The organism is Kribbella flavida DSM 17836, assembly GCF_000024345.1.
GTDB classification, from domain to species: domain Bacteria; phylum Actinomycetota; class Actinomycetes; order Propionibacteriales; family Kribbellaceae; genus Kribbella; species Kribbella flavida.
This window is the reverse complement of the sequence record NC_013729.1, coordinates 6,753,399-6,776,289: the sequence shown is the minus strand read 5'-3', so window position 1 is coordinate 6,776,289 and position 22,891 is coordinate 6,753,399. Positions and strand designations below refer to the sequence as shown.

The following is a 22,891-nucleotide window of genomic DNA, read 5'->3' as shown; positions in this document are numbered from 1 at the left end:
CTCGGTGAAGAGCTGCTCGAACCTGTCCGTGCCGATCGTGATCGCCTCCCGGGTCCGCCGGCGTGTTTCGCCCGCCGATCCGGTACGACGCCGCCGCGGCCTCGCGGGTTGGCTCGCCGCCCGCAGCCGCCGGCCCGACCGGGACCGGCGAACCCGCGGAAGCCCGACCGCGACCAGGAACCGCCCGCCGACCGCGGATTGAGAACCCAGGGTGGTCCGATTGAGAAGGAATCCCGTCCGCCGGGTGGTGGACCGGTTCAGCTCGCCGGGAAAGGATGGGGGGTATGAGCACACGTTTCGGGATTTTTGTTCCGCAGGGCTGGAAGATGGACCTCACCGGGATCGCCGACCCGGTGGAGCAGTGGGAGGCGATGACGAACGTCGCGAAGCGGGCCGACGAGGGATCCTGGGACTCGATCTGGCTGTTCGACCACTTCCACACGGTGCCGGAGCCGAGCGACAACACCACGTTCGAGTGCTGGACCACGACGGCGGCGCTGGCCCGCGACACCCGCCGGGTCAACATCGGCCAGATGGTCGGCTGCAACGGGTACCGCAACCCGGCGCTCTACGCCAAGATCGCCTCGACCGTCGACGTGGCCAGCCACGGCCGCCTGTACGCCGGCCTCGGCGCGGGCTGGTACGAGCACGAGTGGAAGGCCTACGGCTACGAGTGGACCGAGGTGCCGGAGCGGATGGCCGCCTTCCGCGAGGCGACCGAGATCATCTACAGGATGTGGACCGAGGACAAGCCGGTCTACCAGGGCAAGCACTACTCGATCGACCAGCCGATCAACGAGCCGAAGGGCGTGCGCAAGCCGCACCCGAGCTTCTGGATCGGCGGTGGCGGCCCGAAGGTCACGCTGAAGCTGGTCGCCCAGTACGCCGACGCGGCGAACATCGGCGGCGGCAACCCGGAGCTGGTCCGGGAGAAGGCGGCCGTTCTCAAGGCGCACTGCGACAGGCTCGGCCGCGACTACGACTCGATCATCAAGTCGACCTCGATGAACGTGTTCCCGATCGACGCCGGTGACGACCCCCGGACGGCGACCGCGCAGGCCCGCGGCCCGCAGGACTGGGACAAGTTCGGCCAGGACAACCTGATCGGCACCGAGGACGAGATCGCGGCCAAGGTCGAGGCGGTGCTCGAGGCCGGCGCGGACTACGTGATCTTCTACGTGCCGGGCGTCGCCTACGACCTGGACCTGGTCGACCGGGTCGAGCAGGTCGCCAAGCGCTTCGCCTGACCCGGGTCCCGATCCGGTACCGATCGCCGGGACCGACCCAACCGGACCGGCCGGGGTCCTGATGATGCGGACTCCGGCTGGCCGGAACCAGCCATGGCGGGTTCAGGTCAGCGGCAACCGTGGACCGTGGCCGAAGGCAACTGACAGGCTCGGCCGCGATGGCCTCGCGCCCGTCGGGGCATCGGGAGGTGCCGCCACGGATGAGACCGTCACGACTCGCCACCAGCATGTTCCGCACCGTGATCGCCGGCGCTGTGGTGGCGTCGGTCCTTCCGTTCGCCGCGACGGCCGGCGCGGCCGGGCGCGAGAGCGCGGTCACCCAGTCCACCGGTGGTGCCGGGGCCCCTCCCGGTTCTCCGCCCGGCACCACCGGTCTCGCCGGCCCGACCCCGGGTGCGGCCACGCACCGGATCACGCTGATCACCGGTGACGTCGCCGAGCTGACCACCTCAGCCGACGGAACCCGTTCCGCCCGGCTGGTGGACGGCGGCAACTACTACCTCGGCGAGTTCGACGGCGCGCTGACGCTGGTCCCGGTCGCGGCGTACCCGCTGTTCACCTCCGGCCGGCTGGATCGCCGGTTGTTCGACCTCGGCCTGCTGGTTGCCCAGGGCTACGACGACGCGGCCACCAGCCGGTTGCCCGTGCTGCTCACCGGTGCCACCGCCCGCGGCGGCGCGCCGGCGGCGCCCGGGAACAGCACCCGGCGGATGACGCTGGCCAGCGTCGGCACCACCGCGGTCTCGGTCGAGAAGTCCCGGGCCAAGCAGTTCTGGCAGGGCATCGCGAGCCCTCGGACCCTGAGCAGCGCCGGCGTCGGCAAGATCTGGCTCGACGGCCGCACCCGCGCGACCCTGGACCGCTCCGCCGCGCAGATCGGCGCTCCGGCCGCCTGGCGTTCGGGGTACGACGGACGTGGCGTCAAGGTCGCCGTGCTCGACACCGGCTACGACGAGTCCCATCCCGACCTGGAGAAGCAGGTCGTCGGGTCGGCCAGCTTCGTGCCCGACCAGCCGGTCCAGGACGGGCACGGCCACGGAACGCACGTTGCATCGACCGTCGCGGGCCTCGGTACGGCGTCCGCCGGCCGGCGCAAAGGCATCGCGCCGGGCGCGCAGCTGCTGGTCGGCAAGGTACTCGACGACCAGGGCGGTGGGCTGGACTCCGAGGCGATCGCCGGGATGGAGTGGGCCGTCCAGCAGGGTGCCAAGGTGGTCAACCTGAGCCTCGGCGGGCTGCCGTCGGACGGCACGGACCCGATGAGCGAGGCAGTCGACCGGCTGTCGAAGTCCAGCGGCGCGCTCTTCGTCGTCGCGGCCGGCAACGCCGGCGCCGAGGAGACCGTCGGTACGCCGGGAGCCGCCGCGGCCGCCCTGACCGTCGGCGCGGTGGACTCCGACGACCGGCTCGCCTCCTTCTCCAGCCGCGGGCCCCGCCTCGGCGACGGCGCCCTCAAGCCCGAGGTGACCGCGCCCGGCGTGGACATCGCCGCCGCCCGCGCGGCCGGCTCCGACCAAGGGCACGGCCTCGGCGAGTACTACACCGCGATGAGCGGTACCTCGATGGCCACCCCGCACGTCGCCGGCGCGGCCGCGATCCTGGCCCAGCGGCACCCGGACTGGTCAGGGGCGCAGCTGAAGGCCGCGCTGGCCGCCACCGCTGTTCCCGGGCGGGACACGACCGTCGCGCAGCAGGGTCTGGGCCGGATCGACCTCGCCCGGGCGCTCGACCCGAAGGTGCTGCCGGACGCAGCGAACCTGTTCTTCGGTGAGCTGTCCTGGACCGGCACCGCCCCGGCGCCGGTGACCCGCACGGTGGCCTACAGCAACAAGTCCGGCCGGCCGGTGACGCTCGACCTGTCGGTCGGCGCCCGGTCGCCCGGCGGCGTGAAGGCCGCGCTCACGGTCAGTCCGGCCCGGCTCACCGTCCCGGCCGGCGGTACGGCGTCCGCGACCGTCCGGCTCGACCTGGCCGCCACCGGCCCGGCCAAGTACGCCGGTGAGCTGGTCGCCCGCGGCGCCGGCACGACGTACCGGACCGGGCTCGGGTTCACCGCCGGCGGGCGGCTGCACGAGGTGACGGTCAAGGCGATCGGCCGGGACGGCAAGCCCGCGGTCGCCACGCCGGAGACCAACAGCGGGGTCCAGCTGTGGAACATCGACACCGGTGACGTGCTCGGCATCACCTTCGACGAGACCGGCAGCCGGGTGCTCAGCGTGCCGACCGGCCGGTACAGCGTGATGGCCTTCGTGATGGGCGGCGACGAGGCCGGCTGGACGAACTCGGTCACCCTGCTCGGCGACCCGGAGGAACGCATCACCGGCGACCGGACCTTCACCTTCGACGCCCGCCGGGCCCACAAGGTGACCGTGAAGACGCCGCAGCGCGCCGACCCCCACAGCGTCGGCATCGCCTGGCACCGCAAGGTGGGCGACCGGCACGCGGTGTCCGGCTTCGGCTTCGGCCGGGACGCCGCCGACGGGATCTACGTGCAGGAGTTCGGCAAGGTCGCCGCCGGCACGTTCCAGGTGGTCCAGCGCTGGGACCTCGAGCAGCCGAAACTGACGGTGGACGTGACCGGCCCCGGCGGGTTCCGGCTGCCGACTCCCGCGGACGGCACCTTCGAGTCGCCGTACGTCGGCCGGGAGAAGCTGCAGCTGGTCGACGCTGGTGACGGCAGCCCGGACGGACTCAAGAACGTGGCAGGCAAGATCGCCCTGCTCCGCTGGCGGGACTACGACCAGACCGCCGGCCAGGTCCAGGCGGCGAAGGACGCGGGCGCTCGGGCCGTCTTCATGGACAACGAGCGGCCGGGGTTCTGGAGCGACAGCGCCGAGGTCGGCGTGCCGTTCTACCTGCTGCGCCGGCCCGAAGGCGCCCGGCTCCGCGCGCTGCTGGCGAAGCGGCCGGTGGAGTTGCAGCTGACCGGGCTGCGGGACAGCAGCTACCGCTACGACCTGGCGATCGGGCCGCAGCAGGTGAAGGGACCGCTGACCTACGACTTCGCCCGGCTGCGGCCGGCCGCGGTGACGACGAACTACCTGCGCAACGACGCCTGGTTCCTGCACCGCGACCAGCGCACGGCTCACCTTCCGGGCCTGAGCGTCGGACTGAGCTCGACCAGGGAGGTGACCGGACCGGTGGCCCGGACCGACTACCTGGCGTCGGATGTGCCCGGAACCACCTGGGAGGAGAGGACGGTGGCGGGCGAGTGGAACCTGTCAGGCGTCGAGTACAGCCTGGCCCGAAGCTACCGGCCGAACGAGCGGGCCAGCCGGGACTGGTGGGCGCCGATCTCCCGGCCGGCGGTTCCCGACGCGGAGGGCAGCGAGGCCGACGGGCTGCCGGCGGCCCGGTTCGAGAACACGCTGCGGGTGGCGATCCCGCAGCACGTCAACGGCGACCGGACGCAGTACGGGTGGAGTGACACTCCAGGCGACCGGACCCAGCTGACGCTCACCAGCGGCGGAAAGGTGGTCGGCAGCAAGAACTGGTCGGTCGCGCAGTTCCCGGTACCGGCGAAGAGCGCGTGGTACGAGCTGACGCTGGACGTCCGGCGCTCTCCGGAGACCTGGGCGAAGACCTCGACGGCGACGCGGACCGAGTGGCGGTTCCGGTCCGGGCCGGTGACGTCGCGGCAGGTGCTGCCGCTCGTTCAGGTCGACTACCGGCTGAACGGACGGCAGCTCGAACTGAAGCCCGGCTACCAGCCGGGCGTGCGCGGCCACGGGTTCTTCCGGACCACCGCCGAGACCAGTGCCGACGGCAAGCACTGGCAGCCGGTCCGGCTGGTGCCGGGCGGGCTGGGCGGCAAGGTGCTCGGCACGGTCCCGGCGGCCGCACCGGCGGCCCTGCGGGTGACGGCGACGGACCTGTTCGGCAACCGGATCACGCAGACCATCGAGCGGCCCTGGTGACGTCCGCGTCTCCGCCCAGCCGCGACGGAACGGCAAAGTGAGAATTACTCAAGTAAGCGCTTGACCACAGTCAAGGGCGACGCCACGAAACCGGGGGGAGGTGTTCCGTGGCGTCGCCGGGGGCGCGCCCAGGGAGGGGTGGGGGCAGGCGCGCCGGTCTGAGGGGTGGTCAGCTGCCGAGCAGCCCTCCACCGAGAACGCCGACCAGGCCCAGCAGCGAGAGCAGGTTGCGGATCACCTGGTCGACGGCGGCGGTGCCACCGGTCTGGTAGGCGGTCACACACTTCTGCAGCTGGTCCTGCGTCGGCTTGGTGATGGTGACCTTGGCCATCTCGTTCTGGCAGTACTGCGTGGCCTTGGTCAGCTCGGTCAGCGTGCTGCCGACCGTGCCGACGATCAGTCCGGCCGCGGTCTTCAGCGTGGCCACGCCGGCCGGCGTGCTCGGCGGCGGGGTGGACGGCTTCGGTGTCGCCGGCTTGGACGGCGTCGGCTTGGCAGTGCTGCGCGGCGGCGTCGACGGCTTGGCCGGCGGCTTCCTGGTCGGGCTGGTGGTGGGCCGGTCCTGGTCGCCGTCGCCGCCGGTCGGCGTCGGCCGCGGCTTGCCCGGCGGGTAGACCGGCAGGTCGATCGCCTCGGGCAGGTTCTCGTCGGCGGGCGCGTCGACGGTCGGGTCGTCGATCGAGCCGTCGGCCCGGACCACGCCCTGGTCGTCGCTCGTGGTGCCGTTGCCGACCACGATCCAACTGCCGCCGGCGTACGCCTTGGCGATGCTGAGCACGAGGTCGACGTAGGCCTGCGAGTGGTTGTAGCGCAGGACCGCCTGGTTCAGGTCGGCGGCCTTGGACAGGTCCGAACCGCCCGAGCACAGGTAGACGCCGGTGGACATCGCCGCGTCGTCGATGTCCTGGGGGTTGCGGGTGCCGTCGCCGTCACCGTCGACGCCCATCGCGTGCCAGGTGGCCGGGATGAACTGCATCGGCCCGACGGCCCGGTCGAAGGCGCCGTCGCCGTCCAGCCGGCCGGCGTCGGAGTCGGAGATCCGGGCCGTGATGGAACCGTCCAGCCGGGGGCCGTAGATGCCGGGTACGGCGATGCCGTCCTTGGTCAGCGAGTTGCCGCCGAAACGGCCGTGGTTCGACTCGACCCGGCCGATCGCGGCCACCAGCGTCCACGGCAGCCGGCAGTCCGCGTCGGCCTGAGCCAGCACCTGCTGGGCCCGCGAGTACGCCTTCAGCGCGGCGGTCGGGATGCCGTTGCGGGACAGTCCGGACACCACCTGGGTGGGCTGCTCGGTCTTGCCCACGCCGTTGCCGACCTTGCCGGGCACCGGGATGTTGGCCGGATCGGCGATCGGCTGCTTGGGCACGACAACCGGGGTGTTGGTCCCGGCGCCCTGCTCGAGGGCCGCGGTCGCCACCGCCGGGTCATCGGTCGCGCTGACGGTGAACGCGCTGGCGAACAACGCCAGCGGAACCAGTGGCGCCACCTGCCGCCACCCGCTGCCCGTGACGCGACGCTTGCCCTTCGCCATCGATGATCCCTCCCGTGACTCATCGAGCTGACCCGCCCCACGCTGCGGACATGTCTCTTCGTCGGTCCCGGTAACCCGCGACACCTCGTACAACGTCCGGCCCGGGCGTGGGTTACGGGCGGACGCGGACAGTGTCCGAGCGGTCACCGGGTACCCATACTGGCGCGTAACAAGGTTCAGCGGAACCCCCTGAGCGCCGCCCGCCCACCAGAGCCGGTGGTCTGTCGGGAAGAATGGCGGCCGTGCCCGACCACACCGCTCGCTCCGCCGCTCTGTTCGACCAAGCCACCGCGGTCACGCCCGGGGGCGTGAACTCCCCGGTCCGCGCGTTCCGTGCCGTCGGCGGGGTCCCCCGCTTCATGACCTCGGGTGACCGATGTCACATCACCGACGTCGACGGCACCACCTACCTGGACCTGGTCTGCTCCTGGGGCCCGATGCTGCTGGGCCACGCCCACCCCGAGGTGACGGCCGCCGTCCAGGCCGCGGTCGCCCGGGGTACGTCGTACGGGACGCCGACCGAGACCGAGGTGCTGCTGGCGCAGGAGATCGTCGGCCGGACCCCGGTCGACAAGGTCCGGCTGGTCTCCTCCGGCACCGAGGCGACGATGTCGGCGCTGCGGCTGGCCCGCGGGTTCACCGGGCGGGACAAGATCGTCAAGTTCGCCGGCTGCTACCACGGGCACGTCGACGCGCTGCTGGCCCAGGCCGGCTCGGGCGTGATCACGCTCGGCATCCCGGGCACGCCCGGCGTCACCGAGGCGACCACCGCGGACACGATCGTGCTGCCCTACAACGACCAGGCCGCGGTCACCGCCGCCTTCGCGCAGTACGGCGACCAGATCGCGGCGGTGATCACCGAGGCCTCGCCCGGCAACATGGGCGTCGTGCCGCCGGCCGACGACTTCAACGGCTTCCTGGCCGGGATCTGCCGGGACAACGGCGCGCTGTTCATCTCCGACGAGGTGATGACCGGCTTCCGGATCACCCGCTCGGGCTGGTACGGCGTCGACGGTGTGCAGCCGGACCTGATGACCTTCGGCAAGGTGATGGGCGGGGGCTTCCCCGCGGCGGCCTTCGGTGGCCGGGCCGACGTCATGTCCCACCTGGCGCCGGAGGGCTCGGTCTACCAGGCCGGCACCCTGTCCGGGAATCCGGTCGCCACCGCGGCCGGCCTGGCCACGCTGCGGCTGGCCACCGACGAGGTCTACGCGCAGCTCGACGAGACCTCCGCCACCATCCAGCGCCTGGTCGGCACCGCGCTGGACAAGGAGGGTGTGCCGTACGTCATCCAGTCCGCCGGGAACCTCTTCAGCGTCTTCTTCGTGGACTCCGAGAAGGGCGGTGGCCCGATCCGCGACTTCGCCGGGGCGAGTGCCCAGGTGCTGCCACGGTTCGCCGCGTTCTTCCATGCCATGCTGGACGCCGGTGTCTACCTGCCGCCGAGCGCGTTCGAGGCGTGGTTCGTGAGCGCCGCGATCGACGACGACGCGCTGGCCCGGCTGGAGTCGGCGCTGGCCCCGGCCGCCCGCGCGGCGGCCGCCGTACCGAACTGAGAAGGGCTGCACAGGACTATGGAGGGGCAGCGGTGACCGAAACGACGGTCGTGCACCTGATGCGGCACGGCGAGGTGCACAACCCGACCGGCGTGCTCTACGGCCGGATCCCGGACTTCCACCTGTCCGAGCTGGGCCGCAAGATGGCCGACCGGGTCGCCGAGCACGTGGCCGGCCGCGACGTCGTGCACCTGGTCAGCTCGCCGCTGGAGCGGGCGCAGGAGACGATGGAGCCGATCGCGCGGACCTTCGGCCTCACCCCCGATCTCGACGAGCGGGTGATCGAGGCGGCGAACCTGTTCGAGGGCAGGAAGTTCGGCGTCGGCGACGGCGCGCTGAAGAACCCGGGCACCTGGTGGCTGCTGCGCAACCCGGTCAAGCCGTCCTGGGGCGAGCCGTACCAGCAGATCGTGCGGCGGATGCGGGACGCGATCGAGACCGCCCGGCAGAAGGCCGCCGGGCACGAGGCGCTGATCGTGTCCCACCAGCTGCCGATCTGGACGATCCGGTCCGCGGTCGAGAACCGCCGGCTCTGGCACGACCCGCGGCGCCGGCAGTGCAGCCTGGCCAGCCTGACCACGTTCACCTTCCACGGCGAGTCGATCGTCTCGGTGGGCTACGCCGAACCGGCCAAGGACCTGCTGCCGGTGAAGGACGCCAAGAAGTTCGTGGGCGGTGCCTGATGCGCCGTACCGCGGGTGCGCTGGCCGGCCTGGTCCTGCTGCTGACCGCGGCCTGCAGCTCGGGCGAGGACACCAACCAGAACCGCAGCGGCCAGACCGGCTTCGTCAGCGGCAACGGCCGGGTCTCCACCTTCGGTGCCGACCAGCGCAAGCCGGCGCCCGACTTCGGCGGTGAGACGCTCGACGGCAAGACCTGGCAGTACGCCGACCACAAGGGCAAGGTGGTCGTGCTGAACGTCTGGGGTTCGTGGTGCCCGCCCTGCCGCAAGGAAGCGCCCGCCCTGATCGCGGCGCACAAGCAGCTGGGCGCGGACGTGCAGTTCATCGGGCTGAACACCCGCGACCTGGACAAGGCCCCGGCGCGCAAGTTCGTCCAGGAGTTCGGGGTGACGTTCCCGAGCCTGTACGACCCCAGCGGCAAGCAGCTGCTCGGGTTCCGCGGGCAGATCTCGCCGAGCTCGATCCCGAGCACGCTGGTGATCGACAAGCAGGGCAGGGTGGCGGCCCGGGTGATCGGCGAAGTGACCACCCAGACCCTGGTCGGCATGGTGGCGGACGCCGACTGATGGGCGCCGGCTGATGGGTGAGTGGTTCGCGGAGTCGATGACGGGCTCGATGCTGGTGGCACTGCCGATCGCGGTGCTGGCCGGGACGATCTCGTTCTTCTCGCCCTGCGTCGTGCCGTTGCTGCCCGGCTACCTGTCCTACGTGACCGGGCTGTCCGCGGCCGAGCTCGGCTCCGAGCGCCGCGGCCGGATGCTGGCCGGCACGGGGCTGTTCGTGGCCGGCTTCTCCGCCGTCTTCATCCTGACCGGTGTCGTGTTCGGCGCCATCGGCAACGCGCTGCTGGACCACCAGACGGTGATCACCCGGGTGCTCGGCGGGGCGACCGTCGTGCTCGGACTGGTCTTCCTGGGCGGATTCGGGTTCCTGCAGCGCGACGTCCGGGTGCACCGGGTGCCCGCGGTCGGGATCGCGGCGGCGCCGCTGCTCGGCGTACTGTTCGGCTTCGGCTGGACGCCGTGCATCGGCCCGACGCTGGGCACGGTGATGAACCTGGCGACCACCGAGGGCAGTACCGGCCGGGGCGCGGTGCTGGCTGCGGTGTTCAGCCTCGGGCTGGGCATCCCGTTCATCGTCGCGGCGCTGGCCTTCCGCCGGATGCTCGGTGCGGTGGCCTGGGTCCGCCGGCACCAGCTGCTGGTGATCCGGATCGGTGGCGTGCTGATGATCGCGGTGGGCCTGCTGCTGCTGACAGGAGTGTGGGATGCGATGACCGCCGATCTGCGCCAGTGGGTCAGCAACTTCGGGTCGGCGGTGTGAGATGAGCGACGTGAAGGAACGCGCCGAGGCCACCATGCCCGGCGGCAAGCCCCCGGAGAGCACCGACCCGCCGGCCCTCGGCCTGGTCGGCTGGCTGCGCTGGTCCTGGCGTCAGCTCACCTCGATGCGCACCGCCCTGGTGCTGCTGTTCCTGCTGGCCCTCGGCGCGGTCCCGGGCTCACTGATCCCGCAGATCTCGATCGACCCGGTCAAGGTCTCCGACTTCTTCGAGCAGCACCCGAAGCTCGCGCCGTTCTACGACAAGCTCGGACTGTTCGACGTCTACACGTCGGCCTGGTTCTCGGCGATCTACCTGCTGCTGTTCATCTCGCTGATCGGCTGTGTGGTGCCGCGGCTGCGGGTCTACCTGACCGCGCTCCGGGCCCGTCCGCCGCAGCCTCCCCGCAACCTGCACCGGCTTCCGCAGTACGAGAAGTTCACGCTCGACGCGGCGGACGACGAGGCGGTGCTGGAGCTGGCCCGGCAGGAGTTGCGCCGGCGCCGGTTCCGGGTCGAGACGTACGCCGGTGGCCTGGGCGCCGAGCGCGGCTACCTGCGGGAGGCCGGCAACCTGCTCTTCCACTTCTCCCTGATCCTGGCGCTGGTCGGTGTCGCCTGGGGTGCGCTGTTCGGCTACCGCGGCACCGTGATCGTTGTTGTAGGCAACGAATTCTCGAACTCGGTGGCGCAGTACGACGACTTCACCCCCGGCCGGGTGTTCAGCGCCGACGACCTGCCGCCGTTCTCGCTCGCCGTGCAGGACTTCACGGTGCGGTTCCAGGAGGACGGTCCGCAGCGCGGCGCGGCGCGCGAGTTCAACGCCGGCATCACGTACCAGGAAACCCCGGAGTCGGCGGAGAAGTCCTACGACCTCCGCGTCAACCATCCGCTGAAGGTGGACGGCGCCAGCGTGCACCTGCTCGGCCACGGCTACGCGCCCCGGGTGACGGTGCGCGACGGCAAGGGCGAGGTCGCGTTCTCCGGACCGGCGCCGTTCCTGCCGCAGGACGGCAACTTCTCCTCGTTCGGAGTGATCAAGGCCCCTGACGCCAGGCCGGCCCAGCTCGGCTTCGAGGGCTTCTTCCTGCCGACCGCGGTGATCGACGAGCGCGGCCCGGTCTCGGTCTTCCCCGACGCGCTCAACCCGGCGCTGGTGATGACCGCGTACTACGGCCGGCCGGTCGCCGAGGACGGCAAGCCGCAGTCGGTCTATCAGCTCGACAAGGAAAAGCTCACCCAGTTCGACGACGGCTTGGGCGACAAGCTGCGGTTCCAGTTGGCGCCCGGGCAGAGCATCGACCTGCCGGAGAACCGTGGCTCGCTGACGTTCGAGTCCTACCAGCGCTGGGTGAAGTTGCAGGTCAGCCAGACCCCGGGGCTGAACCTGGCGCTGCTGGGCATCTCGCTCGCGATCCTCGGTCTGATGGGCACGCTGTTCGTGCACCCGCGCCGGACCTGGGTGCGGGTGCGGACCGAGCACGGGCGTACCGTGGTCGAGGTCGCAGGTCTGGACCGTGGTCCCGAGCGGGGACTCGGCGACGAGGTCCACGCCATCGCCCGCGCACTGAACACCGTTGATGCAGGCCCCGCCGGCCCAACCCCGCAGGAGCAGTCATGAGCCCGGAGAGCTTCGCGCAAGTCTCCAACCTGGTCATCCCGACGGCCACCGTCATCTACGCCTTGGCGATGATGGCCCACGCGCTGGAGTGGGCGATGAGCCGTGCCGTGGCCGTCGAGCAGGCAGACGACACCGAGGCCGCGCCGGTCCTGGTCGGCGCCGCCGGTGCGTCCACCGGCAGCACGGTGACGTCCGGTGCCGGGGCCTCGTCGACGGGTTCGGCGTCCGACGTCACCGCGTCCCCGCGCGCGGAGGCCGCCGGCCGCGTGGGGCTGTTGCTGACCTACCTGGCCTTCGTGCTGCACCTGGCCGGCGTGCTGACCCGCGGGCTGGCCGCCGAGCGGGCGCCGTGGGGCAACATGTACGAGTTCACGATCTCGACCTCGCTCGCGGTCACCGCGGTCTACCTGCTCTTCGTGCACCGCTACAAGCTGCAGTGGCTCGGCCTCGGCGTCACCCTCGTCGTCGCGGCCGTGCTCGGCCTGGCGACGCTCGCGCTCTACACCCCGGCCGGTCCGCTCGTCCCCGCCCTGCACTCGTACTGGCTCGTCATCCACGTCGCCGCCGCGGCCATCTCCGGCGGCGCCTTCACCATCGGTGGACTCGCCTCGATCCTCTACCTGGTGAAGTCCCGCGCCGAGCGCAAGGTGCTCGCGGGCGGCACGATGCCGGCGTCGCTGCGCCGGCTGCCGACCGCCGAGGCGATGGACGGTACGGCGTACAAGGTGCTCGCGTTCGCCTTCCCGCTGTGGACCTTCGGCGTGCTGGTGGCCGGCCCGATCTGGGCCGAGTACGCCTGGGGCCGGTACTGGGGCTGGGACCCCAAGGAGGTCTGGTCGCTGGTGACCTGGGTGGTGTACGCCGCCTACCTGCACGCCCGGGCGACCGCCGGGTGGCGCGGCAGCCGGGCCGCGACGATCGCGATCGTGGGCTGGGTGGTCTTCATCTTCAACTTCGTCGGTGTGAACCTGCTGGTCAGCGGTCTGCACTCCTACGCCGGAGTGTGAGATGAAGGAGTTCGCTGTCTACACCGGGCTGCGGCTGGCGCTCTTCGCCGCGTGCTTCGCGGTGCTGTGGTTCGCGCTGAACAGCTGGCTGACCGTCTTTCCGATCGCGCTGCTGGCGCTGATCGTGTCCTCGATCCTGTCGATCTTCGTGCTGCGGGCCGCGCGCGACCGGCTGGCGGCCAACATCGAGCGGCGGGCGGCGCGCATGTCGGCCCGGCTGGAAGCCTCCCGGAAGGCCGAGGACCAGGACTGAAGCCGGTCCCGCGGGCCCCGTCGACGAGCTGTCGGCGGGGCCTGCTGCTTGTGCGTACCAGTGGTGAAGTGGTACGCAGAGTGACCCGGACGGCTGAGGGATTCACGGGAAATTCGCTTGTGCATTCCTTCACATGAGTCGTAGAGTGATCGATGAAACGAAACCGTTTCGTTCTATCCGTTGCGTATCGATCACACAGGGTGATGATGACCGAAGTTGCCGAGGCCGGACCGCGCCAGCGTCCCCGGATCGAGGGCGGGCGCGAGGAGGAGATCCTCGACGCCTGTGTCGACATCGTCGCGGAGCTGGGGTACGACCGGCTGACGATGGACGCGGTGGCCACGGCCGCCAAGGCGAGCAAGGCGACGCTGTACCGGCGCTGGTCGACCAAGGCCGAGCTGGTGGTCGACGCGATCAGCCGGGCCAAGGGGTGTCCGGTGCCGGACGGCGTCGACACCGGCAGCCTGCGCGGCGACCTGATCGCGCTGGCCTGTGACGAGGGCGGCTTCACCGACGAGATGCCGATGTCGGTGACGGCCGGGCTGCTCACTGCCCTGCACCGCGACGACGATCTGCAGCGCGCGTTCCAGGAGCGCTTCCTCAAGCCGCGGTTGGCGGTCGTCAGCCAGGTGTACGAGCGGGCGGTCGAGCGCGGCGAGATCGGCGCCGACGTCGACGTCGAGCTGCTGGCCAGCACGCTGCCGGCCGTCATCATCCACCACGCCTTCGTGCTCGGCGTCGAGCCGACCGAAGACCTGATCCTTCGCGTGATCGATCACGTGATCCTGCCTGCGGCGCGGGGGCCGCAGGCGAGCTGACCGGTTGAGGGGCCGGTCGGCGACCGTCAAGCCAGTAACACCCAAGAGGGGATCTCACCAGCATGTCCGAAGACGTCGTGAAGGCCGAGCCGCCGCAGGAGCGGCCGGTCGACTCCGTGACCGAGCCGCCGGCTCACGGTCACCGCAACCTCGGTATCGCGCTCGCGCTGATCAGCATGGCGCAGCTGATGGTGGTGCTGGACGGCACCATCGTCAACATCGCGTTGCCGCACATCCAGAACGATCTCGGTTTCAGCAACGAGACGCTGCCGTGGGTGGTCAACGCGTACGCGCTGGCCTTCGGTGGCCTGCTGCTGCTCGGGGGCCGGATCGGTGACATCCTCGGCCGCCGCAAGGTGTTCATGTTCGGCGTGGTGCTGTTCGGCATCGCCTCGTTCATCGGCGGCATCGCGCAGAACGAGACGATCCTGCTGGCCAGCCGGATCCTGCAGGGCGTCGCGGCTGCCGCCGCCTCACCGAACGCGCTGGCCCTGATCACCACCACCTTCCCGGCCGGCAAGGAGCGCAACCGCGCGATGGCCGTGTACGCCGCGATGTCCGGCGCGGGTGCCGCGGTCGGCCTGATCCTCGGTGGCGCGCTGACCGAGGCGTCGTGGCGCTGGACGTTCTTCATCAACACCCCGATCGGCCTGATCGTCGCGGTGCTGGCGATCCGGTACCTCGGTGAGTCGGCCCGGCAGAGCGGCAAGTTCGACCTGCCCGGCGCGATCACCGGCACGGTCGGTCTGACCGGCCTGGTCTACGGCCTGACGCACGCGGCCGAGGAGGGCTGGGGCGACCCGGTCACGCTGGCCTTCATCATCGGCGGCGTGGCGCTGATCGCGCTGTTCCTGGCGATCGAGGCCCGGTCCCGGCACGCGCTGATGCCGTTCCGGATCCTGGCCGACCGGACCCGCGGGGTCAGCTTCTTCGTGATGCTGATCGTCGGTGCCGCGATGTTCTCGATGTTCTACTTCCTCGGCATCTACATCCAGAACATCATGGGCTACAGCGCCCTGAAGACCGGCTTCGCGTTCCTGCCGTTCAGCTTCGGCATCGTGGTCGCGGCGCAGGTCGGCTCGACGCTGATCGCCCGGATGGACCCGCGCTGGATCGCGGGGGCGGGTGCCGCACTGGCCGCCGGCGGCATGTACGGCTTCGCCCAGCTCGAGATCGACTCGTCGTACGGGACGCACCTGCTGCCGTACATCCTGCTGCTGTCGTTCGGCATGGGGCTGATCTTCGTGCCGCTCACGCTGACCGCGGTGTCCGGGGTCGCGAACGAGGACTCCGGCGTCGGGTCGGCGGTGCTGAACACGGTCCAGCAGATCGGTGGTGCGATCGGCCTGGCGCTGCTGGGCACGGTCTCCACCAACGCGATCAAGGACCGGTTCGCCGAGCTCGCTCCCGGCCTGCAGAAGGCCGCCGAGTCGGGGCAGTCGCCGACGCAGCTCAAGGAGCTCGAGGGGCAGCTCACCGCGGCGGCCACGACGCACGGTTTCACCCAGGCGTTCATGGTCTCCGGCTTCATCCTGATCGGTGCGGCCCTGATCACCCTGATCGGCCTGTCCGTGAAGGCGAAGGACCTCGCCGGCGACGGCAAGCCGGCCGTACACATCGGCTGACACCGTTGATCTGAAGGGCCGCATCCCGGGGGCGGGGTGCGGCCCTTCGCTGTTGTCGGGGGCTGCTCGGACTCAGGGCGCGTCGTGCTCGTCGGTGAGTTGGCGCAGACCGGTCGTCCACCGGTGCTCACGCTCCTGCTCGGTCTGCTCCCACCAAGGGACTCCGCGTTCTCCGAGAGCGACCTTGGCCGTCTGCACCCGGGTCCTGGCCTGCCGCTCCGCGGCGGAGTCCTTGGCGCGCAGCGCTGCGCCGACGGCCCGGCGGGCTGCCATCAACGCCCGCTGCAGTTCGCTCCGCACGTCCGGCGGGATCGCGGGGTCGGTGGCTCGCCACTTCCGGCCCGCGATGACGACATGGTGGCCGTCGGGCGTCCGCGGCGGTCCGTCGGTCGGCATGCCCACCCGGTGCCCACTCGGTCAGCGCCGTACGCCGAACGGGCCGTCGCCGAAGGCGTGGTGCACGAAGCGCTCGGCGATGCGCTGGTGGGTGGCGGTGTCGGGGTGGAGGCGGTCGGGCAGCGGGAGCTCGGCGTGGTCGGCTTCGCCGTACAGGGCGAGGCCGTCGAGGTGGTGCAGGTTGGGGTCGTCGGCGGCACGGGCTGTGGTGATCCGGGCCAGCTCCTCGCGAATGACGGTGAGGGTGAGCCTGCCGGCGGGCACCTCGGCGGGATCGCCGGTGGCGCGGAACCGGACCTGGCCGTCGGCGAAGTCGGGGGCGCCGGGCCCCGGCGTGTGCTCGTGGATCGGGCAGTAGATCGAGGAGATCACCAGCAGCGGCGTGGCCGGGTGGCCGTCGCGGATGAGGTCGAGGAAGTTGTGCCCGGCCGGGCCCAGAGCGCGCAGCCGCATCAGGTCGGTGTTCACGATGTTGATGCCGAGCTTGACGCTGATCAGGTCGGCCGGCAGGTCGCGGATCGTGCGCGCGGTGAACGGGTCCAGCACGGCGCTGCCGCCGTAGCCGAGGTTGACCAGCTCGACGCCGGCCAGCCGGGCCGCGACGGCGGGCCAGGTCCGGGTCGGGCTGTCGGCGTTGGAACCGTGACTGATCGAGCTGCCGTGGTGCAGCCAGGTCCGGCGGCCGCCGTCCGGCGCCGGCTGGACCGGAGCATCGGTGCGCAGGGCGACGAGCTGGGTGATCTCGTTGTGCGGCAACCAGATCTCGACGTCCTTGTCCCCGGGCCGCAGACCGCAGAACTCGATCGTGGCCGCCGGACCCGGGGTCGTCTCGCGGGTCCCGGCGGTGAAGTCGATCGTGAGCAGGTTGCCGCCGGTCGCGACGGTCTGGGCCGTCAGCTCGCCGTCGACCAGCAGGTCGTAGACGCCGTCCGGCCGGGGCGGCGCGCCGACGTACGCCATCTTCGTCGGCAGCACGTCGAGCTCGATCGCGGTGGCGGTGGTCCGGAACGCGAGCCGCACCCCCGACGGCTGCGCTTCCGCCATCGCCAGCTGGCCGTCGGTGTTCTGCCGCCGGCCCGAGGCCGCCAGCCGATGCGGAAGCAGGCCGTACGGCGTGCGCTCCAGCTCGACGGTGCCGCGGACGAGCTCGGGGCCGAGGGGTGTGCTGATCCAGTCGGGCATACCGGGAATCTACAACTGCTTGCGCAGCACGAGCTCGCGGTGGATGCCGTCGGGCATCGGTCCGCCGGACTTGCCGGTCAGCTGGTAGCCGTGGCGCAGGTAGAGCGCGTGCGCCTTCTCGTTGCCCTCGACAACCGACAGCTCGACGGCCCGGGCGCCGGCCGACCGGGCCCAGGTCTCGACCGCGGTCATCAGCCGGTCGCCGACTCCCCGGCCGCGAGCAGCCGGCGTGATCCACATCGACACCAGTTCGCGTACGTCGGGCTCGTCGTGGGAGGGCAAGCCGCTGGCCATGCCTGCCGGCTCGCCGTCGAGCACAGCGATCAGGTTGTACGAGCCGGGCAGCGCGAGCCGGGCCCGCCAGCGGTCCTCCGCGGCGTCGGCCCAGTCCGCGTACCGGGCGCCGAAGGCGGTCGGGGCGTCGGTCAGTGCCGCGAGCCGGAGCTCGCGCCAGTCTTTCCAGTCGTCCGGTGTCAGTTCCCGTAGCTCGATCACCAGCACAGCATTTCGCATCCGGCGCCGCCGGTCACCCGGTTTGCCGTCGGTCTCAGGCAGTGATCCAGTCCCGGGGCTGGAGCAGGGCAAGGGTGGCCGCTTCGGGGCTGCCGGGGGCGGGGCTGTGGTCGTAGGTCCAGGTGGCGTGCGGCGGCAGGGAGACGAGTACAGCCTCGATGTTGGCGCTGGTCTGCAAGCCGAATCGGGTGCCGCGGTCGTAGCCGAGGTTGAACTCCACGTAGCGGCCGCGGCGGTGCAACTGCCAGGCGCGCTGGTGGTCGCCGTACGGGAGGTGGCAGCGGCGGTCCAGCAGGGGCAGGTAGGCCGGCTCGAGCGTGTCGATGCCGTCGGCAACCACGGCAGGGGCGGCGGGAGTGCTGAGGCGGTCGAAGAAGACGCCGCCCAGACCACGCATCTCGCGCCGGTGCGGGATGGTGAAGTAGCGGTCGCACTCCGCCTTCCACTGCTCGTACGGCGCGTCCGGGTGCCGGGCGCACCAGGCCGCCAGGGTCCGGTGGAAGTGCCGGCCGTCCTCGGCGAAGCCGTACATCGGCGTCAGGTCGAGGCCGCCGCCGAACCACCAGTCGCCGCCGGACTCGAAGTACCGGAAGTTGGCGTGGAACGACGGCGCGTACGGGTTGAGCGGGTGCAGGACCAGCGAGATCCCGGTGGCGCGGAACGGCTGCCCGGCCAGGTGCGGCCGGGTCGCGGTGATCGCCTCCGGGACCACGGGGCGGGCCACGGCGGAGACGTTCACGGCGGCCCGCTCGAAGACCGCGCCGCCCTCCAGGATGCCGACCGTGCCGTGGCCGAGGTCGTCCCGCGCCCACGGCCGCCGGTCGAACCGCCGCCGGCCGTCGTACTGCTCGAACGTCGACAGCAACCGCTCCTGCGCCGCGAAGAATCCCGCCGCCACCTCGTCCACCCGGTTTGTCATCACCCGTCCCCCCGGCCGACCAGTGCGCAGCCTCAGCGCGGGGGAAACTTCGAGTTCACCCAGTCGCGGACTCCGCCGAGGCCGTCGCCGAGGTCGCGCAGCAGCTTGGCCAGCGGGTCCTGGGAGCGGGCGAACGCGTCGGAGTACGACTTGGCCGCGTTCCGGGCCTCCTGCGACATCGAGGCGTTCGCGTCGTCCTGGCGCTTCGGGTAGTCGCCGGAGACGATCGTGGTGTACTCGCCCTCGTCCACCCAGCGGCGCAGCTCGTGCGCGCGGATGACGGCCAGCGGGTGGGTCTGGGCCTCGAGCAGCAGCAGCTTGAGCACGCTGTCGCGCAGGTCGCCGGAGCTCTCGTACTCCGTGCCCTGGGCGAGGAACGCGGTGGTGTCGAGCTGGTCGAGCTGACCGCCGCTGGCGAGCTTCATCTGTACCCGCAGCGCGACCGCCGGGTCCTGGACGGCGAGCAGGCCGGCCCGGTCGCCGGACAGCTCGGCCTTGCGGGACCACTCGTGCAGGGCGGCGATGATCGCGCGCAGCCCGAGCGCGCCGATCGGCATCCAGTTGATCGCGCCGGTGAGCCGCATCAGCCAGAGCAGCAGCGACTGGTACAGCGCGTGACCGCTCTGCGCGTGGCCGAGCTCGTGGCCGAGGATGAACCGGGTCTCTTCGTCGTCCAGGTTCTGCACCAGGGCGCTGTTGAGCACGATGAACGGCCGGTCCATGCCGATCGTCACGGCGTTCCAGACCGGGCTGTTGGTGATGTACAGCTCCGGCAGCTGACGGACGTCGAGCGTGGTGGCGGCCTCGGTGTAGAGCCGGTGCACCTTGGGGAACTGCCGCTCGTCGACCCGGATCGCGGAGCCGAGGAACTGCAGCCGGAAGGCGCGTTGGTTGATCAGCCCGGACATCTTGCGCAGCACGAAGTCGAAGCCCTTGAGCTGCCGCAGCGCGACCAGCGCACCCCGGTCGGCCGGGTGCTCCCAGGCGCGGGAGCTGATGTCGGTCAGCGTGACCCGCGGGCGGGTCGGACGGTCGTCGTTCTCGGGCATCGGTCCCCCACGGGTCGGCGAGCTTTTGTCCAACCTAGCCCTGCGCGGGGTCGGCTCCGCCGTACCGCGGTCTGGGCAACCGGTGGGCAACCTGCCGTCAGGGGTTGCCGGGAGCGGGTGCGGCCTCGATGGTGAGGCGGTCATCTCCACCGCCCAGGAGGAAACGCCATGAAACACGTTCTGACCGGCGGGCTGCTCGCCGCCTTGATCCTCACACCGGCCGCCGCGGCGGCCTCACCCCAGCCGACGCCGACCGATGCGAAGCCCGCGGCGCAGAGCTATCAGGCTCAGCGCGCCGACGTCTCCGCCGAGCGCAAGGCCGCCGCGGAGGCCGCGGCCGACTTCGACACGATGGCCGGCACCCGGCCGGTGCTGCGGGTGCCGTTCCGGTGCGGGGAGAACTGGGTCGGTGCCAGCCGCAGCGGCCACAGCCCGTCGTACTGGTCGCTGGACTTCAACTGGGGTGCCGGCGACGCCGATCTCGGCAAGCCGGTGAAGACCAGCAAGGCCGGCACGGTGGTCCGGTCGGCGTTCGACGCCGGCGGGTACGGCAACTACATCGAGATCGCGCACGGCGAGGGCTGGCACACGCTGTACGCGCACCTGCAGAGCCGCGCCGTCGGAGTCGGGGCACGGGTCAGTGACAGCGCGCAGATCGGCCGGGTCGGCGGCACCGGGAACGTCACCGGGCCGCACCTGCACTACGAGCAGATCCGCGACGGTGTGGTGGTCGAAGCCCGCTTCGGCCAGTCGACCTGGGCGGACTACCCCGGCCCGGCGACGTACAGCCGCGGCGCCGACTGCTGACTACCGCGCCAGGCTCCCGGGAGGCCGCAGCACCCACGCTGCCAGCCATCCCGGGAGCCAGGCGACAGGTACCGCCCACCAGCCAAGCCCCAGCCGGGCGCAACCCAGCATCACGGCCCAGCTCACCGCGGTACCCCACACCCAATACCAGAGCCCGTTGCCCAGCACTCGACCACCGTCGCGCCGAGCGCGCAGTACCCCCACCACCCCCAGCGGCCCACTGGCCGGCACCGCCGCCGCCACCGCAAGCAGTCCCAGCACCAGCAGCAGCACCACCTGCTCCCCACCCGACAATTCGAGCTCGAACCCCAGCGGAATCATGGTTCGATCCTGCCGCCGCGGGAGTTGGTCGCAGAGAGTAGGAATACTCAACCAGCGTCTGTGGCCTAGCCTGACCTCATGAGTGAGCCATACGGGGATGCTGGGCGGGTGTTGGGGTGCCGGGAGGTTGATCGGCGCGATGACAAGCAGCGGGCGTGGGTGTCGGAGGCGGTGCGGATCGTCGACGCGGACGCGAACCGGAGCGCGGACACGCATCTGCACGTGTTCCCGATGCCGGAGATGAGCGGGGTCGACCTGTACCTGAAGGACGAGTCGGTGCATCCGACCGGGTCGCTGAAGCACCGGCTGGCGCGGTCGTTGTTCCTGTACGCGCTGTGCAACGGGTGGATCCACGAGGGCACCACCGTGATCGAGGCGTCCAGCGGGTCGACCGCGGTCAGCGAGGCGTACTTCGCGCGGCTGCTCGGGCTGCCGTTCATCGCGGTGATGCCGGCCTCGACCAGTCCGGAGAAGGTCCAGCTGATCGAGTTCCACGGCGGGCGCTGCCACTTCGTCGAGCGGTCCGGGCAGATCTACGGCGAGGCCAAGCGGCTGGCCGAGGAGACCGGCGGCCACTACATGGACCAGTTCACCTACGCCGAGCGGGCGACGGACTGGCGCGGCAACAACAACATCGCCGAGTCGATCTTCGGCCAGCTCGCGCTCGAGCAGCACCCGGTGCCGACCTGGATCGTGGTCGGCGCCGGCACCGGCGGCACGTCGGCGACGATCGGGCGCTACGTGCGCTACCAGCGGCACGCGACCTCGATCGCGGTGGTGGACCCGGAGGGTTCGGCCTTCTTCCCCGGCTTCGAGGCCGGCGACGGCGACTTCGCCACCGGCCGTCCGTCCCGGATCGAGGGCATCGGCCGGCCGCGGGTGGAGCCGTCGTTCGTGCCGGGCGTGGTGGACCGGATGATCGCGGTCCCGGACGCCGCCTCGATCGCCGCGATGCGGTTCTGCTCCCGGGTGACCGGCCGGCTGGTCGGCGGCTCGACCGGGACCAACCTGTGGGGCTCCCTGCGGCTGGCGGCCGAGATGAAGCGGACCGGCGTGCGCGGCAGCATCGTCACGCTGCTCTGCGACGGCGGCGAGCGTTACACCGACACGTACTACGACGACACCTGGCTGCGCACCAGCGGCGTCGACATCACCCCGTACGACGAGACGCTGCGCGGCTTCGCGGAAACCGGTCGGTGGCACGAGCCGTTCTGATCGGTCCGGCCGTCTCAGCTGCCGGGGAGGGCCTCAGCCGCCGAGAGCGAGACCTGCCGCAAGGCCCACGGCGTACAGGAGTTCGGTGAGCCCGGTCCCCTGCAACACGGGGATCAGGGCCGGCCCGACGGCGTCACTGACGACCGTCCGGACGGCCCGGGCGGCCAGCGGCAGCGCGATGAGTCCCAGCAGCGCCCAGGGCGTCGCCAGCGCGCACAGCACGGCCAGGATGAACGCGAGCGCGATCAGCCCGGCGTACAGCTGCCGCGACCGCGCCGCCCCGATCACCACGGCCAGGGTCCGCTTGCCTGTCTCCCGGTCGGTCGGGATGTCGCGCAGGTTGTTGGCGACCAGCAGCGCGCAGGCGATCGCTCCGATGGCGACAGCCCCGGCCACCGCCGTCCAGTGCAGCCGCTCGGCCTGCACGTACGTCGTACCGAGCACTGCGACCAGTCCGAAGAACACGAACACGCTGACCTCGCCGAGCGCGCGGTACCCGTACGGCGTCTTACCGCCCGTGTAGAACCAAGCACCGACCAGCGAGGCGGCTCCAGCCACCAGCAACCACCAGGTGGACGTCGCACAGAGCACCAGGCCCAGCGCAGCGCCCACACCGAAGCAGGTGAACGCTGCAGTCTTCACAGCGCGCGGGCTAGCGACCTTGGACCCCACCAGGCGGAGCGGGCCGACCCGGTTCTCGTCCGTACCGCGGATGCCGTCGCTGTAGTCGTTGGCGTAGTTCACGCCGACCTGTAGGGCCAGTGCGACGCCCAGAGCCAGCAGCGCCTTCCACCAGACGAAGCCGTCCAGGTACGCCGCGGCGCCGGTTCCGACGAGCACGGGGGCGACGGCGGCGGGCAGCGTGCGCGGACGGGCGCCTTCGATCCACTGGGCAGGGGTGGCCATGAGCA

At 71.3% G+C, this 22,891-nt stretch carries 21 protein-coding genes; 13 read left to right on the top strand and 8 right to left on the bottom strand.

From position 1 onward, the window contains the following. Positions 1 to 284: 284 nt before the first annotated feature. Both KFLA_RS31455 and KFLA_RS31450 read left to right on the top strand, forming a co-directional pair. Positions 285 to 1,247 (top strand): LLM class F420-dependent oxidoreductase, encoded by a 963-nt coding sequence (locus KFLA_RS31455; protein ID WP_012923888.1) that lies wholly within the window; start codon positions 285 to 287, stop codon positions 1,245 to 1,247. A 200-nt stretch (positions 1,248 to 1,447) separates the two neighbouring features. Next, positions 1,448 to 5,164, top strand: coding sequence for a S8 family serine peptidase (locus KFLA_RS31450; RefSeq protein WP_012923887.1), 3,717 nt, complete (start codon positions 1,448 to 1,450; stop codon positions 5,162 to 5,164). A gap of 169 nt (positions 5,165 to 5,333) precedes the next feature. Here KFLA_RS31450 and KFLA_RS39495 read toward each other — a convergent pair whose 3' ends face one another. Next, the gene (locus KFLA_RS39495) at positions 5,334 to 6,695 is read right to left on the bottom strand and encodes a lytic transglycosylase domain-containing protein (protein WP_012923886.1); all 1,362 of its coding nucleotides are present in this window, start codon (positions 6,693 to 6,695) and stop codon (positions 5,334 to 5,336) included. Between the two features lie 233 nt (positions 6,696 to 6,928). On the opposite strand from KFLA_RS39495, the gene hemL reads away from it, so the two are divergent. The 9 genes from hemL (at position 6,929) to KFLA_RS31400 (ending at position 15,578) form a co-directional block, all read left to right on the top strand. Beyond that, the gene (gene hemL / locus KFLA_RS31440; RefSeq protein WP_012923885.1) at positions 6,929 to 8,251 is read left to right on the top strand and encodes a glutamate-1-semialdehyde 2,1-aminomutase; all 1,323 of its coding nucleotides are present in this window, start codon (positions 6,929 to 6,931) and stop codon (positions 8,249 to 8,251) included. Between the two features lie 59 nt (positions 8,252 to 8,310). After that, positions 8,311 to 8,934, top strand: coding sequence for a histidine phosphatase family protein (locus KFLA_RS31435; protein WP_202797303.1), 624 nt, complete (start codon positions 8,311 to 8,313; stop codon positions 8,932 to 8,934). Beyond that, on the top strand, positions 8,934 to 9,500 hold the full coding sequence (locus tag KFLA_RS31430) for a TlpA family protein disulfide reductase (protein WP_012923883.1): 567 nt from the start codon (positions 8,934 to 8,936) through the stop codon (positions 9,498 to 9,500). The genes KFLA_RS31435 and KFLA_RS31430 overlap by 1 nt, the downstream gene beginning before the upstream one ends. A gap of 13 nt (positions 9,501 to 9,513) precedes the next feature. Beyond that, positions 9,514 to 10,257 (top strand): cytochrome c biogenesis CcdA family protein, encoded by a 744-nt coding sequence (locus KFLA_RS31425; RefSeq protein ID WP_012923882.1) that lies wholly within the window; start codon positions 9,514 to 9,516, stop codon positions 10,255 to 10,257. A gap of 1 nt (position 10,258) precedes the next feature. Next, positions 10,259 to 11,875 (top strand): cytochrome c biogenesis protein ResB, encoded by a 1,617-nt coding sequence (gene resB / locus KFLA_RS31420; RefSeq protein WP_012923881.1) that lies wholly within the window; start codon positions 10,259 to 10,261, stop codon positions 11,873 to 11,875. Further along, positions 11,872 to 12,882: a c-type cytochrome biogenesis protein CcsB gene (ccsB, locus tag KFLA_RS31415; protein ID WP_012923880.1), complete on the top strand. Its 1,011-nt coding sequence runs from the start codon at positions 11,872 to 11,874 to the stop codon at positions 12,880 to 12,882. The genes resB and ccsB overlap by 4 nt, the downstream gene beginning before the upstream one ends. A gap of 1 nt (position 12,883) precedes the next feature. After that, on the top strand, positions 12,884 to 13,135 hold the full coding sequence (locus KFLA_RS31410; RefSeq protein WP_012923879.1) for a DUF4229 domain-containing protein: 252 nt from the start codon (positions 12,884 to 12,886) through the stop codon (positions 13,133 to 13,135). 206 nt (positions 13,136 to 13,341) lie between these two features. Then, positions 13,342 to 13,953 carry a TetR-like C-terminal domain-containing protein gene (locus KFLA_RS31405; RefSeq protein ID WP_012923878.1) on the top strand — a complete coding sequence of 204 codons (612 nt, stop codon included), beginning with the start codon at positions 13,342 to 13,344 and terminating at the stop codon, positions 13,951 to 13,953. Between the two features lie 62 nt (positions 13,954 to 14,015). After that, positions 14,016 to 15,578, top strand: coding sequence for an MFS transporter (locus tag KFLA_RS31400; protein ID WP_012923877.1), 1,563 nt, complete (start codon positions 14,016 to 14,018; stop codon positions 15,576 to 15,578). A 72-nt stretch (positions 15,579 to 15,650) separates the two neighbouring features. On the opposite strand, the gene KFLA_RS31395 is transcribed toward KFLA_RS31400, so the two are convergent. From KFLA_RS31395 to KFLA_RS31375, 5 genes are read right to left on the bottom strand one after another with little or no spacing between them, the layout of a single operon-like run. After that, on the bottom strand, positions 15,651 to 15,974 hold the full coding sequence (locus KFLA_RS31395) for a hypothetical protein (RefSeq protein WP_012923876.1): 324 nt from the start codon (positions 15,972 to 15,974) through the stop codon (positions 15,651 to 15,653). 21 nt (positions 15,975 to 15,995) lie between these two features. Continuing rightward, complete coding sequence (locus KFLA_RS31390; RefSeq protein ID WP_012923875.1) at positions 15,996 to 17,156, bottom strand: SGNH/GDSL hydrolase family protein; 1,161 nt, start codon at positions 17,154 to 17,156, stop codon at positions 15,996 to 15,998. Positions 17,157 to 17,165: 9 nt separating this feature from the next. After that, positions 17,166 to 17,651 carry a GNAT family N-acetyltransferase gene (locus KFLA_RS31385; RefSeq protein WP_041290690.1) on the bottom strand — a complete coding sequence of 162 codons (486 nt, stop codon included), beginning with the start codon at positions 17,649 to 17,651 and terminating at the stop codon, positions 17,166 to 17,168. Between the two features lie 52 nt (positions 17,652 to 17,703). Continuing rightward, positions 17,704 to 18,588: an oxygen-dependent coproporphyrinogen oxidase gene (hemF, locus tag KFLA_RS31380; protein ID WP_012923873.1), complete on the bottom strand. Its 885-nt coding sequence runs from the start codon at positions 18,586 to 18,588 to the stop codon at positions 17,704 to 17,706. A gap of 32 nt (positions 18,589 to 18,620) precedes the next feature. Next, positions 18,621 to 19,637, bottom strand: coding sequence for a M48 family metallopeptidase (locus tag KFLA_RS31375; RefSeq protein ID WP_012923872.1), 1,017 nt, complete (start codon positions 19,635 to 19,637; stop codon positions 18,621 to 18,623). Positions 19,638 to 19,805: 168 nt separating this feature from the next. On the opposite strand from KFLA_RS31375, the gene KFLA_RS36070 reads away from it, so the two are divergent. After that, entirely contained in the window at positions 19,806 to 20,444 is a 639-nt protein-coding gene (locus tag KFLA_RS36070; RefSeq protein WP_012923871.1) for a M23 family metallopeptidase, read from the top strand. Here KFLA_RS36070 and KFLA_RS38040 read toward each other — a convergent pair whose 3' ends face one another. Beyond that, entirely contained in the window at positions 20,445 to 20,765 is a 321-nt protein-coding gene (locus KFLA_RS38040) for a hypothetical protein (protein ID WP_012923870.1), read from the bottom strand. It abuts the gene before it with no gap. A 78-nt stretch (positions 20,766 to 20,843) separates the two neighbouring features. Here KFLA_RS38040 and cds1 point away from each other — a divergent pair, with 78 nt between their 5' ends. Beyond that, positions 20,844 to 21,980 carry an L-cysteine desulfhydrase Cds1 gene (gene cds1 / locus KFLA_RS31360; RefSeq protein ID WP_012923869.1) on the top strand — a complete coding sequence of 379 codons (1,137 nt, stop codon included), beginning with the start codon at positions 20,844 to 20,846 and terminating at the stop codon, positions 21,978 to 21,980. A 33-nt stretch (positions 21,981 to 22,013) separates the two neighbouring features. Here the strand turns inward: cds1 and KFLA_RS31355 are convergent, their stop codons facing one another. Further along, positions 22,014 to 22,886 carry a 1,4-dihydroxy-2-naphthoate polyprenyltransferase gene (locus KFLA_RS31355; protein ID WP_012923868.1) on the bottom strand — a complete coding sequence of 291 codons (873 nt, stop codon included), beginning with the start codon at positions 22,884 to 22,886 and terminating at the stop codon, positions 22,014 to 22,016. Between the last annotated feature and the right edge of the window lie 5 nt (positions 22,887 to 22,891).

Bases quoted from the DNA above. Each gene is read 5' to 3' on its own strand.
- KFLA_RS38040 (WP_012923870.1), bottom strand. From the start codon at position 20,765: ATGATTCCGCTGGGGTTCGAGCTCGAATTGTCGGGTGGGGAGCAGGTG.
- KFLA_RS31395 (WP_012923876.1), bottom strand. From the start codon at position 15,974: ATGCCGACCGACGGACCGCCGCGGACGCCCGACGGCCACCATGTCGTC.
- KFLA_RS31455 (WP_012923888.1), top strand. From the start codon at position 285: ATGAGCACACGTTTCGGGATTTTTGTTCCGCAGGGCTGGAAGATGGAC.
- KFLA_RS31435 (WP_202797303.1), top strand. From the start codon at position 8,311: ATGCGGCACGGCGAGGTGCACAACCCGACCGGCGTGCTCTACGGCCGG.
- KFLA_RS31355 (WP_012923868.1), bottom strand. From the start codon at position 22,886: ATGGCCACCCCTGCCCAGTGGATCGAAGGCGCCCGTCCGCGCACGCTG.
- hemL (WP_012923885.1), top strand. From the start codon at position 6,929: ATGGCGGCCGTGCCCGACCACACCGCTCGCTCCGCCGCTCTGTTCGAC.
- ccsB (WP_012923880.1), top strand. From the start codon at position 11,872: ATGAGCCCGGAGAGCTTCGCGCAAGTCTCCAACCTGGTCATCCCGACG.
- KFLA_RS31400 (WP_012923877.1), top strand. From the start codon at position 14,016: ATGTCCGAAGACGTCGTGAAGGCCGAGCCGCCGCAGGAGCGGCCGGTC.
- hemF (WP_012923873.1), bottom strand. From the start codon at position 18,588: ATGACAAACCGGGTGGACGAGGTGGCGGCGGGATTCTTCGCGGCGCAG.
- KFLA_RS31450 (WP_012923887.1), top strand. From the start codon at position 1,448: ATGAGACCGTCACGACTCGCCACCAGCATGTTCCGCACCGTGATCGCC.
- KFLA_RS39495 (WP_012923886.1), bottom strand. From the start codon at position 6,695: ATGGCGAAGGGCAAGCGTCGCGTCACGGGCAGCGGGTGGCGGCAGGTG.
- KFLA_RS31425 (WP_012923882.1), top strand. From the start codon at position 9,514: ATGGGTGAGTGGTTCGCGGAGTCGATGACGGGCTCGATGCTGGTGGCA.
- resB (WP_012923881.1), top strand. From the start codon at position 10,259: ATGAGCGACGTGAAGGAACGCGCCGAGGCCACCATGCCCGGCGGCAAG.
- KFLA_RS31405 (WP_012923878.1), top strand. From the start codon at position 13,342: ATGACCGAAGTTGCCGAGGCCGGACCGCGCCAGCGTCCCCGGATCGAG.
- KFLA_RS31410 (WP_012923879.1), top strand. From the start codon at position 12,884: ATGAAGGAGTTCGCTGTCTACACCGGGCTGCGGCTGGCGCTCTTCGCC.
- cds1 (WP_012923869.1), top strand. From the start codon at position 20,844: ATGAGTGAGCCATACGGGGATGCTGGGCGGGTGTTGGGGTGCCGGGAG.
- KFLA_RS31375 (WP_012923872.1), bottom strand. From the start codon at position 19,637: ATGCCCGAGAACGACGACCGTCCGACCCGCCCGCGGGTCACGCTGACC.
- KFLA_RS36070 (WP_012923871.1), top strand. From the start codon at position 19,806: ATGAAACACGTTCTGACCGGCGGGCTGCTCGCCGCCTTGATCCTCACA.
- KFLA_RS31390 (WP_012923875.1), bottom strand. From the start codon at position 17,156: ATGCCCGACTGGATCAGCACACCCCTCGGCCCCGAGCTCGTCCGCGGC.
- KFLA_RS31430 (WP_012923883.1), top strand. From the start codon at position 8,934: ATGCGCCGTACCGCGGGTGCGCTGGCCGGCCTGGTCCTGCTGCTGACC.